General features: G+C 72.6%; 4 protein-coding genes. All 4 read right to left on the bottom strand.

Annotated features, from left to right (window positions below; all coding sequences use genetic code 11):
• Window positions 1-42 precede the first annotated feature (42 nt).
• On the bottom strand, window positions 43-3552 hold the full coding sequence (locus ACFXGA_RS37135) for a ThuA domain-containing protein (protein WP_378096821.1): 3510 nt from the start codon (window positions 3550-3552) through the stop codon (window positions 43-45).
• 28 nt (window positions 3553-3580) lie between these two features.
• Window positions 3581-6733 (bottom strand): GH92 family glycosyl hydrolase, encoded by a 3153-nt coding sequence (locus ACFXGA_RS37130; RefSeq protein ID WP_378096818.1) that lies wholly within the window; start codon window positions 6731-6733, stop codon window positions 3581-3583.
• Window positions 6734-6823: 90 nt separating this feature from the next.
• On the bottom strand, window positions 6824-9544 hold the full coding sequence (locus tag ACFXGA_RS37125; protein WP_378096815.1) for a hypothetical protein: 2721 nt from the start codon (window positions 9542-9544) through the stop codon (window positions 6824-6826).
• 509 nt (window positions 9545-10053) lie between these two features.
• The gene (locus tag ACFXGA_RS37120) at window positions 10054-11952 is read right to left on the bottom strand and encodes an ABC transporter ATP-binding protein (protein ID WP_378096812.1); all 1899 of its coding nucleotides are present in this window, start codon (window positions 11950-11952) and stop codon (window positions 10054-10056) included.
• Window positions 11953-12016 lie beyond the last annotated feature (64 nt).

The following is a 12016-nucleotide window of genomic DNA, read 5'->3' as shown; positions in this document are numbered from 1 at the left end:
GAACGGCCCCGAGCCGTTCCGACCCGCGAAGCCGGGCACGGGTCAGGACAGGGTGAAGTGGTCGACGTCGAACAGGCCGCCCGCGCCCGTGCCGACGAACACCAGGAACACCGGTCCCGTCCCGCTGCCGGTCAGCGCCGTGGACACGTCCACGAACCGGTCGAAGCCGCCGGTGCCGGGCACGGCGACCGAGCCGAGCACCGGGCCCGTCTGCGAACCGGCGCGCACCTCGATGCGGCCGCCCGCGTTGCCCGACGACACCCGCGCGGCGAACTGCCGCTTGCCCGCGAGGCTGGTCTGCCCGTAGCCGGCCCAGTCGCCGCCGTCGATGTACCCGACGGTCTGACCGCCGCTGGCCGTGCCGTGCGAGGCGACCTGCACGCCGAACGACGACGTGTAGGACTCGCCCTCCACCCGCTGCGACGGCTGCGACTGCGGCGAGCAGTCGGCGGTGACCAGGCCCGCCGCGTACCGGATGCCGCCCAGCAGGTGGGTCCGGAACGCGGTGTCGGCGTACGACTCGATCGTGTGGCCGAGACCGGTGTAGAACGACCGGCCCGCGGCCTGCGTGCGGCACCACGAGATCGGGTGGTCGCCCGCCATGGCGCCGCCGCTGTAGCTCGACTCGTCCAGGTTCGCCAGCACCCGGGACGTGGCCCGCGGGTTGGTGCGGTAGTTGTACCACTCGTCCGTGCGGTTCCACGCGGTCGGCAGGTGCGCGGTGGCCGGGTGGGACCGGTCCTCGGGGCGCACGGTGGCCGGCTGGATGTTCGGGTGCGAGTGGAAGTACGCGCCCACCAGTTGGCCGTAGTACGGCCAGTCGTACTCGGTGTCCGCCGCCGCGTGCACGCCGACATAACCACCGCCGCCGTCCACATAGGACTGGAACGCCGTCTGCTGGGAGGCGTTCAGCACGTCACCGGTGGTGTTGAGGAACACCACCGCCGCGTAGCGCGACAGGCCGGAGGTGGTGAACACGCCGGCGTCCTCGGTGGCCGTGACCGCGAACCCGCCCGTGGCGCCCAGTTCGCGGATCGCCTGGATGCCCGCCGGGATGGCGTCGTGCCGGAAGCCGGCGGTCTTGCTGAACACCAGCACCTCGGCGGCCGGCGGCGGTTCGGAGCCGGTGGTGAAGGTGAACGCGTCCAGGTCGAGCAGGTTGCCCTGCCCCGTCACGCCCTTGAACACGAGGAACAGCGCGGACGTGCCCGCCGGTGCGCCGGACAGGGGCGCCGAGACGTCGGTGAACGTGTCCCAGCCGCCGGTGTTGGGCACGGTGAGCGTCCCGAGCAGCGCCCCGGTCGCCGACCCGGCGCGCACCTCGATCGTGCCGCCGGGACCGCCGGACGACACGCGGGCCGTCACCGAGCGGGCGTTGCCCAGCCGGTAGGGCTGGAAGGAGATCCAGTCGCCGTTGTCGGTGAACCCGACCGTGCGACCGCCCTCGGCGCCGCCGTGGTTGGCGGGCTCGATGCCCTGCTGGGCGCCGTAGTGCTCGGCCTGCCGGTGGCGCGGCTGGAGGATGCTCACCGAGTGCGAGGTCAGGCCCGCGTTGTCGGTGTACTCCGCGTCGAAGACGCCGTAGATGTTCGCCGCGGCGTCGTGCTCGCCGTCCACGGGCACCGCGATCCGCCCGGAGCAGCCGGTGGCCTGGGTGATCTGGTGCCGGTGGCTGTCGTGGCCGAGCAGGTAGGTGACCTTGACGCGGGAGCAGTCGATCGCGCCGTCCTCGGGGTCGGACACGGTCACCTGGAACGGCACGGTGTCGCCGAACGCGAACAGCGCGCCGTCACCGGGCGCCTGCAGCGTCACGGACGGGGCCGTGTTGCCCGCGGTGACCAGGACGCTGGCCGTGCCGGTGAGGTTCTGCGGGTCGGTGACGGTCAGCGTCGGCGAGTAGTTGCCCGCCCTGGTGTAGGTGTGCGTGGGGTTGGCCTCGGTGGACGTGGCGCCGTCGCCGAAGTCCCACCGGTAGCGCAGGGCGCCGCCCTCGGGGTCGGAGCTGCCCGCGGAGGAGAACCGCACGGTCAGCGGCACGGGGCCGGAGACCCTGTCGGCCGACGCGCGGGCCACCGGGTTGCGCGGCTGGTTGCCCTTGTAGTCGATCCGGTAGATGGCCTGGTTGCCCGAGCCGGTGCCGTAGTCCAGCACGTAGAGCGAGCCGTCCGGGCCGAACTGCATGTCCATGACCTGCGTGCCGCTCCACGGGAACGCCTCGATCACGCCCGGCGAGCCGTCGCCGTTGACGCCGATCGCCTTGATCCACTGGCGGCCGTACTCGCCCGCGAAGTAGTGGCCGTCCAGCGACTGCGGGAACTTCGTGGCCGAGTCGAGGTTCGGGTCGTAGCGGTAGACCGGGCCGCCCATCGGCGACTCGGAGCCGCTGCCGAACTCCGGCGGCGAGCCCGCGTCGCCCGCGTACCGGATCCAGGCCGGCTGCGCGGGCGGCAACGTCGTCAGGCCGGTGTTGCGCGGCGAGGTGTTGGTGACGCCCGTGCCGCACTCGTAACGCGCCCCGGACGGCCCGCTGGGGAACGTGTAGCGCACGTAGGTCTCGTTCGTGGTGTTCGTGCCGGTGCAGTACGGCCAGCCGAAGTTGCCCGGTCGGGTGATCCGGTTGAACTCGACCTGCCCGCTCGGGCCGCGCGTCGGGCTCGTCACGCCCGCGTCCGGGCCGTAGTCGCCGAGGTAGACCACGCCGGTGGCCTTGTCGACGCTCATCCGGAACGGGTTGCGGAAGCCCATGGCGTAGATCTCGGGCCGGGTGCGCGCGGTGCCGGGGGCGAACATGTTGCCCGCCGGGATGGTGTAGGTGCCGTCGGGCTGCGGCTTGATGCGCAGCACCTTGCCGCGCAGGTCGTTGGTGTTGCCCGACGAGCGCTGCGCGTCGAACTGCGGGTTGCGGTTCGTGCGCTCGTCGGTCGGGGTGTACCCGTCCGACACGAACGGGTTGGTGTCGTCGCCGGTGGTCAGGTAGAGGTTGCCCTGGGCGTCGAAGTCGATGTCGCCGCCGACGTGGCAGCACTGGCCCCGGTCGTTGGGCACCCGCAGCACGATCTTCTCGCTGGCCGGGTCGAGCGTGTTGTCGGTCCTGAGGGTGAACCGCGACAGGTACAGCTCACCGCGCCACGGCGCGAACGTCGCGTCGGTGCCCTCGGTCGGCGCGTCGCCGTCCGGGGTGCTCAGCCGGGGCGAGTAGTACAGGTACAGCCAGCGGTTCGTCGCGAAGCCCGGGTCGGCCGCGACGCCCTGCAGGCCCTCCTCGTCGTGCGTGTAGACGTTGAGCTTCCCGGCCACGGTGGTGGTGTTGCCCGCGGCGTTGGTGACGCGGACCGTGCCGTCGCGGGCGGTGTGCACGACGGACCGGTCCGGCAGGACGGCGAGGGACATGGGCTCGCCGAGCTTGGCGGCGCCGGCGGCCAGCTGCACCTGTTGGTAGTCGCCGGGCGGGATCGCCGCGGCGGCCGTGGCCTGGTCGAAGGGCAGCAGCAGGGAGGCGGTCAGCAGGGAGGCGCCGAACGCCCTCGTCCACCGCGGTGGGGACTCGGACATCGCAGGGTTTCCTTTCGTGGGCGGTTTCTCAGCCGCAGAGGTCCATCGGGAGCACGCCGGGGCCGTCGACCACCGCGGTGACCCGGTGGACCGTCACGGGCGACGCCGAGGCCAGCCGGAAGTCGGCGCGCTCGTTCTGGCGGTGCGCGAGTGCCGCGTCGGGCACGGTGAACGTGGCGGTCTTCCACGTGCCGGCGCCGGTGTTGGCGACGCTGCCCGCGTGCCGGTAGGCGCCGCCGTCGCGGGAGTCGTACTGGAGGCTCCAGGAGTGGGTGCCCTCGTCGAGGTAGTCGACGGTGAACGTGGTCGGGAACCGGCCGTCGGACGCGATCCGCTGGTCGACCGAGAAGTACATGTGCAGGCCGCCGGGCACGCGCTCGACCATCCGCCGGGCCTCGCGCCCGCCGACCGTGACGGGGGTGGTGACGCCGTCGCCGCCGCTCTCGATGTGCGTGATGCCCCTGGCCTGGTTGGTCGTGCCCAGGACTCCGCACACGCGGGCCGCGGGGCCGGCGCCGACCACGGCGACCGGCACCGAGACCGGCGACAGCGCCACGTCCGCGGTCAGCGTCACCGGGATGGTCGTGAAGCCCTGCACCACGCCCTCGGCCGCCTGCAGGGCGACCTGCGCGGTGGCCACGCCGTCCACCACCTGCGCCGTGCCCTCCGCCGGCGTCACGGTGACCCCGGCCGGCGGGGTGGCCCGCCAGGACACCGAGCGCACGGACACCGGCGTCGCCGGTTCCGCGCCCACGCCGACCGCGAACGACAGCGCGGCCGTGGACGGCGACCCGACGGCCACCGTGGGGCGGGCGGGCGTGGTGGTCAGCTCGACCGGCGTGACACCGGGCGGGAACGCGGGCGCGCCGGCCGGGAAGGACGGCGGTCGGGCGTCCCGGGACGTGCCCCACGAGCGGTCCGGCTGCCCGGTCAGGGCGAAGGTCAGCGCGGTGCCGGTGCGCCCGCCGGGACCGTCGCCCAGCAGCGCCGACCCCGGCAGCCAGGTGCGCTGCGTCGCCACGCCGTCCACCGACAGGCCGCGCACGTACGCGCCGCTGCCGGTCGAGGTGATCGTGGTGCGGTGGCCGGGCAGGTCGATGCGCACGGAGGGGAACAGGGGCGAGGTCACGGTCAGCACGTCCGTGCCCGGTGTCGCCGGGTACAGGCCCATGGCCGACCACACGTACCAGGAACTGAGCGCGCCCAGGTCGTCGTTGCCGGGCTCGCCGCCGGGGGTGTTGGCGTACCGGGTCTCCAGGGTCCGGCGCACGACCTCCTGCGTGCGCCACGGCGTGCCCGCGTAGTTGTAGAGGTAGGGCACGTGCATGTTGACCTCGTTGCCCGCCCAGTAGAACGGGTTGTTCGGCCCCGCGTTGTCCTGGGTGAAGAACCGGTCGAGCCGGGCGACCGCCCGCTCGTCGCCGCCGATCGCGTCCAGCAGGCCCCGGGCGTTGTGCGGCACCAGCCACAGGTACTGGGCCGCGTTGCCCTCCTGGAAGCCGGACTGGCCGAACACGCCCATGCCGGTCGTGACCGGGTTGCCCGCCGGGAACGCGCCGTTCGCGTCCCGGGGTTGCAGGAAGCCCGAGCCGCGGTTGAACAGGGTGGTCCAGTTCTGGGAGCGGGTCAGGAAGGTCCGGGCCGTGGCCTCGTCGCCGAGCGCGGCGGCGAACCGCGAGATGCCGAAGTCCGCCAGCGCGTACTCCAGCGTGGCCGACGCGCCGTTGGGCACGTGGGAGATGTCGAACGCCCTGGTGTTGCGCACGTAGCCGTCGCGCAGGTACTCGGCCAGGCCCGGCCGCTGCTCGTACCAGCCCTGGCCCAGTTCCGCGGGGGTCGGGACCCTGGTCGCGCCCTTCACCACGGCCGCCAGCGCGGCGCGGGTGTCGAAGTCGCGGGCGCCGAACGCGTGAGCCGAGGAGATGAGCGCCGCGGCGGCGTCGCCGTTCATCACGCCCGTGTAGCCGTTCGCGACCGGCCACTTCGGCAGCCAGCCGCCCTCGGCGGCCATGTCCACCAGGGACTGCATCATGGCGCTGGTCTCGGCCGGCGCCAGCACGGCCTGGAGCTGCACCAGGGTGCGGTAGGTGTCCCAGCCGGAGAAGTTGGCGTACCGCACGCGGTTCGAGGTGTGGACCTGCCGGTCGAAGCCGGTGTAGCGGCCGTCCACGTCGCTGAACACGTTGGGGTGCAGCAGGGAGTGGTAGAGGGCGGTGTAGAACTGCGCCTGCCGGTCGCGCGTGCCGCCGCCGACCTGGATCTTCGACAGCAGCCGGTGCCAGGCCGCGCGGGTCTGCCGGGCCACGCCGTCCACGTCCCAGCCCGGCGCCTCGGCCCGCAGGTTCGCCAACGCGCCCGCCTGGCTGACGTAGCTGATCGCGACCTTCACGCCGACCTGGCGCTGCTGCCGGGTGTCGAAGGTGACCCACGCGCCGCCGCGCGGGTGGTCCACCGCCGTGCCGCCGGGGGTGAGCACGTCGTCGTGCCACGTGCCCGTCCCGGTGAACGGGCGGTCGAAGACGGCGGCGAAGTGCACCGTGGAGGTGTTGGGCTGGTCGCAGAACCGGCCGCCGGTGATGGTGCCGGCGAGCTGGTCCGGGCCGGTGACGCGGACCTGGACGGCGCTGTTGGCGACCTGGGATGAGCCCGCCTTGAACAGCAGGTTCGCCTTCTCCGCGGCGGGGAAGGCGAACCGGCCGACGCCGGTGCGGGTGGTGGCGGCGACCCGTGCGGTGATGGCGCCGCCGAGCCTGGTCTCGAACAGGCCGGGGCTCGCCTTCTCGTCGGCGTGGCTGAACGGCTGGGTGGCGCGGGCGGGTTCGCCGGTGACCTCGCCGACGGTCGGCAGGATCGGCAGGTCGCCCTGGACGGGGCAGCCGACGCCGGACAGGTGCGTGACGCTCAGGCCGATCGTGGCGTTGTCGCGGTGGTCGTAGCCGCCGCCCGCCGGCCGGGAGGTGGTCTCGGGGCTCCAGCTGAGCATCCCGAACGGCGCGACGGCGCCGGGGAAGGTGTTGACCGACCCGACGTGCTCGCCGCCGCTGCCGGTGCCGATGAAGTGGTTGACGAGGCTCGTCGGGTCGGTGACCGGGGATGGCTGGGCTTGCGCGGTGGCGGTCGTCGCGGACGCGACCAGCGCCAGCGCGAGGACGACGGCCGGGCGCGACCTTCGCGGGCTCATGGCAGGGCTCTCCCAACGGGGGTGACAACGTTGTCGGCGGACGTGCGCCTGGTGGCTCACGGGCTGGTGGCAGGGGGCAGCGGGGCCGCGCTAGGGGACGATGTAGAGGGCGTCCACCATCCCGACCGACGTGCTGCGGTTGACGATGCGGATGGTGTGCTGTCCCCGGGCGAGCCCGGACCGCTCCCACACCACCTGCTGCGACTGCCGGGGGCCGTCGGCCCTGAGGTTGACGGTGGCCTGGAACGCGCCGTCGAGGTACACGTCGACCGGCCCCATGTCGCCGTTGCGCTCGGAGTAGTAGCGCACCCCGGTGCCGGTGAAGGTGTATTGCGCGACGGATCCGTTGACGGTGCTGTGGTGGGTGTCGTCGTTGTAGTCGCCGTAACCGCGGTTGGTCGTGTGGTGCCAGTTGCCGTCGTAGGTCAGCTCGGTGTTGTTGACCATCGGGTTGGCGGCGCGCCCCAGGCCGAGCGTGGACGCCGTGCCGCTCAGCGACTTCGCGTCCTGGTTGACGTACCCGGTCAGCCGCGTCCCGGAGTAGGCGGTGAGCGGCTTGGCCGTGCGCTCGACCACGTACGTCGTGCCGGCCGCGGTGGCGAGGTCGAACTCCCCCGCCGAGGTGGTCAGCAGGACGGCGCCGTCCGCGGCGCGCCGCACCCGCACCTGCTGGGAGCCCCACGGGTTGACCACCCTGGTGGTCTTGCCGTGCAGCGACCGCAGGCCGACGTACTTCGTCTCGCCCGCCTCGCGCTCGGAGCTGACCAGGAACCCGTTCTTGGCCAGGAGGGTGAACCGGCCCGCGAACGACGCGTCGCCGGGCACGGCCGGGAACACGCGGATCTTGTCGTTGTAGGACTGCATCAGCGACTCGTTGACCACCGACAGGTGCACGCCCAGGTACTCGAACACGCCGTTGGTGTTGTTGGTCATGCCGTTCGGGTAGTTCTGGTACTGGCGCAGCATCTGCTTCATGCCCTGGTAGGCCTGGTCGCCCAGCCCGAGGCGCGCGGCCTGGATCGCGTCGGGCGCCCACACGTTGCCGTACGGGAACGGCCGCCGGTTCCAGGTGTTCACCGCGGTCTGGTGGTCCGGGTAGCCGATGCCGGTCTGGTTGTAGGGCCACACCAGCTCCACGGCCACGTTCTCGTTGTTGCGGGTCGGCGCGATCGGCGGCGTGTGCGGCAGGTAGGCGCTGCCGTCGGTCGGGTACGCGACCAGGTTGTCCAGCAGCCGCTGCCACTGCGGGCGCAGGTCGGCGTCCAGGCCGAGCTGCTGCGAGGTCTGGATGAGCACCGGGAACAGGCTGCGCACGGCGGCCAGGTCGGTGATCGCGTTCGGCACGTTCCAGTACGTCTCGTGCGCGTTGGAGCCGGCCATGTGGTACTTGTCGCCGTCGTACGAGAAGCGGCTCTGGAGGAACTTCGCCGTCTCGCGCATGAACGGGTACGCGGTGCCGCGCAGGTAGTTCTCGTCGTTGGTGTACCGGTACTGCAGGTACATGTTGAACGCGGCTTCGGGTCCCGTGGAGAAGATGTTCTTGGTGTAGTCGGAGTTCACCGTGCCGCGGGCGTTGCCGTCCCAGCCCATGGTCTCCGGCACCCAGATCCCGTCCACGCCGTAGCGCGACCGCGTGAGGTCCTTCAGGGCGTTGTGGTTGCGGCTGTAGGAGCGGTTGAACGTGGCGATCAGGTCCACGTGGTTGGAGGCGAGGAACGAGTTGTAGACGTCGCGCTGGTTCCAGTACCAGTAGGCGTTGCTCCACTTCGTGGTGTCGCCGGTCGCCCGGAACACGCCGTTGATGAAGTGGAACGGGTAGTTGCCGTACCCGCCGGCCGCGATCATGTACGTGCTGAGGTAGTAGACGTTCTCCAGGTAGTCGGCGTCGCCGCCGAGGCCCGAGTACTGGACGAACGATTTGCCCCAGAAGGCGTGCCACCAGGCGCGGTAGGCGTCCAGGGTGGCCTGGTAGCCGGCGCTCTTGACGGCGGCCAACGCGGCGCGCGCCTGGCGGACCGAGTCGCGGTCGGGCGCGTTGATCCGGCTCGTCGCGGTGAACCAGACCGTGTAGCTGCGCGCGGGCGTGATGGTGAGGCGGACCTTGCGGCCGTCCACCACCTGCGCGGTGTGGTTCGCGCCCTCGACGGTCGCGGCGAGCGTGTAGCCGAAACCCTGCGGGTCGCCCTGACCGCGACTCAGGCCGACGCCGGTCGAGTCGGCGTAGGTCGACACGGTCTTCCAGGTGTCGAGGTTGGGCACGTCGCCGCTGTTGGGCAGCTGCGAGACGTCCCACAGGCTCAGCTCCAGCACGACCGACCGCACGGTGGCACGCGAGTCCTCGACGTGGACGCCCATCACCTCCGAGTTCGGCGACCCCATCACGGTGACCGTGCGGTCGTTGTCGTACCGGGTGGTCAGGGTGCCGTCGTAAAGGGACAGGCGTTGCCGGTGGTCCGTGTACCCGCTGTCCATGGCCGGTGTGGTGGCGAGGTTGAGCAGGCCCGCGCCGAACGCGGTCTGCTGCGAGGCGTCCACGTTGGACACCTGCATGGTGAGGCCGTTCTGCTGCCACGCCATCGCGCCGACGCGGCCGTTGCCGACGGTCAGGCCGTGCAGGTTGTTGGTGTTGGGTCGGTTGTAGACCACGTCGTGCTTGGCCAGGTAGCTCGCGAGGTCCACGTCCAGGGCTCCGGTCGCGGCGTTGAACGCGTGGTCGGTCGGGGCGGCGGTCGCCGGTCCGACCGGCGCGACCGCCGCGGCGAGCAGGGTGCCGGTGGCGAGCGTGGCGAGGGTGCGAAGAAAGATCCTCATCGATCGTTTCCTCTCCGGGGGTCATCCAGGAATAACATCGGAGGGATCGACCGTCAACACCGGGCAATCGTTCCGGAACTTCCCGCAAACGCGGATAAAGATCGGATGAATGCACGCTGCTTCGAGGCGGGTGGAGTCGGAGGGAAAGGCAGCGGGGCGCGCATGACGGGTCACCCACATCCTCGCGTCGAGGTAAGGGAGGTCACACGACCATAGGGAAGTCCGACAACTTGACGCAAGAACTTGACTCACATACGCAAAAACTCGACCGCGCCTGTCTCGAACCGGACAAGCCGAACGCGTCGCGGGCCGAGTGCCGGCCGAGCCGCGACGCCGGTGCCGGGTGTCGACCGGAACGCGCGCCCACGCACTCGGCTTCCGCGACCGGACCGCGCCTCTATCCGCGATCCGGCCTCCGCCCTCCGACTCCCGCAGTCGGCACCGCGGCCGGACCGCGCCCCAGCGGCGGTCCGGCCTCCGCGCCCGACTTCCCCGGTCGGCGTCGCGGCTCAGGTGCCCCGGATCCCGGCCTGCGGGCCGGGCCGGCGCGTCGGCGGGACCGGGTGGGCGGTCACCGTCGTGGTCGGCCTCCCGCCGGTCGTCGTCGCCGCCGGAGCGCCCGCCTGCTGGGCCCGGTGCAGTCGCGCGTACCAGCCGCCTGCCGCCAGGAGCGCTTCGTGCCGGCCGCGCTCGACCACCCGGCCGTCGCGCATGACCAGGATCAGGTCGGCGGTCCGGACCGCGCTGAGCCGGTGGGCGATCACCAGGCAGGTCCGCTCGCGCAGGAACGGTTCCAGGGACCGCTGGATCCCCTGCTCGGTCACCGCGTCGCAGTGCGAGGTGGCCTCGTCGAGCACGACGACCTGCGGTCGCTTCAGGAGCAGCCGGGCGATGGCCAGCCGTTGCCGCTCTCCCCCGGACAACCGCAGACCCCGGTCGCCCAGGACCGTGTCCAGGCCCGCGGGCAACTCCTCGATCAACGGCCAGATCCAGGCGTCGCGGCAGGCGGCCTCCAGGTCTTCGGCACGCGCGTCGGGGCGGGCCAGCAGGAGGTTCGCCCGGATGGTGTCGTTGAACAGGAACGTCTCCTGGGACACGACGCCGACGGTGGCGCGCAGGTCGGCCAGGCGCAGTCGCCGGACGTCCACGCCGTTGACGAGCACCTGGCCGCCGGTGACGTCCCAGGAGCGGGTCAGCAGCCGGGCGAGGGTGGACTTCCCGGCGCCGGAGAGGCCCACGACGCCCACCGTGGCGCCCGGCTCGGCGGTGAAGTCCACGGCCGTCAGCACCGCGTCCCGCCCGCCGCCGTCGTCGGTGTCGCCCGCGAGCGACGGCACCACCAGGTCGTGCGGCGGCGGGTAGCCGAACCGGACGTCCCGGAACGTCACCGAGGGCGGTTCGGCCGTGCGCGGCAACGCCCGCGCCCCCGGGTGGTCGGCGATGCGCGGCGCGAACGCCAGCACCTCGCGGACCCGGTCGAACGCCACGAGCCCGGCGACCAGCTGGGCGCGCACGCCCGGCAGCGCGGTCAGCGGCCCGTACAGCCTGGCCAGCAGCGCCACCAGCGCGACCATGGTGCCGACGCTGAGCGCCCCGGAGATCACCAGCTGCCCGGCGACCAGGTACACCACGGCGGTCGTCAGGCCGAGCACCGACGTCAGCGCCGCGCCGAGGCCGGCGGACACCGCGGCCCGCCGCACCGACGCCGCGCGCACCCGGTCCGCGCGGAGCCGGAACCCCGGCTGCTCCCGGTCCGGATCGCTGAAGTGCCGGACCACCTCCGCGCCGTCCGGGCTCAGCCGCTCCGCGACGAGGGCGTCCAGGTCGGCCTGGGCGGTCAGCGCGTCCTGCCCGGCGCGGCGCAACGCCAAGGTGAACCTCGACGTGAGCAGGTACAGCAAGGGCAGCAGCACGAGCACGAGGAGGACCAGCCGCCACTCCATCGCCGCCACCGCGGCGCCCGCGGCGACGAGCATCACCACCGCCCCGACGGCGGACGGCACCGTCGTGGAGACCACGCCCTGCACGCCGGCCACGTCGCCGTGCACGCGGGAGACGACGGCCCCCGTCCTGGCCGCCGTGAAGAAGCCGGGCGCCTGCCGCTGGAGGTGGCCGAACAGGTCGGCGCGCAGCCGGAACACCACGTCCTCGGCGACCGCGGCGGCATACCTCCGGTCCACGTAGGACAGCGCGGCCTGGCCGACGCCGACGACCGCCAGGACGGCGGCCAGCGACCACACCACGCCGGCGTCACCCCTCAGCACGCCGTCGTCGATCAGCCGCTGCCCGACCAGCGCGGGTGCGACGGCGCTCGCGGCGTTCAGGGCGGTGATGCCGACCATCACGGCGATCCGGGCCCGGAAGGGGCGCAGGAAGCGCAGCAGGCCGGTGTGCGAACGCTCGGGCACGAGCACGTCCTCTCCGTGGCGCGAGGCGGGGGGGGGGGGGGGGCCGGCGCCGGCCCCCGGCGCC

This window comes from Actinosynnema sp. NPDC059335 (genome assembly GCF_042752395.1).
GTDB lineage: Bacteria > Actinomycetota > Actinomycetes > Mycobacteriales > Pseudonocardiaceae > Actinosynnema.
This window is presented reverse-complemented; position numbering and strand designations above follow the sequence as displayed.

Bases quoted from the DNA above. Each gene is read 5' to 3' on its own strand.
- ACFXGA_RS37125 (WP_378096815.1), bottom strand. From the start codon at position 9,544: ATGAGGATCTTTCTTCGCACCCTCGCCACGCTCGCCACCGGCACCCTG.
- ACFXGA_RS37135 (WP_378096821.1), bottom strand. From the start codon at position 3,552: ATGTCCGAGTCCCCACCGCGGTGGACGAGGGCGTTCGGCGCCTCCCTG.
- ACFXGA_RS37130 (WP_378096818.1), bottom strand. From the start codon at position 6,733: ATGAGCCCGCGAAGGTCGCGCCCGGCCGTCGTCCTCGCGCTGGCGCTG.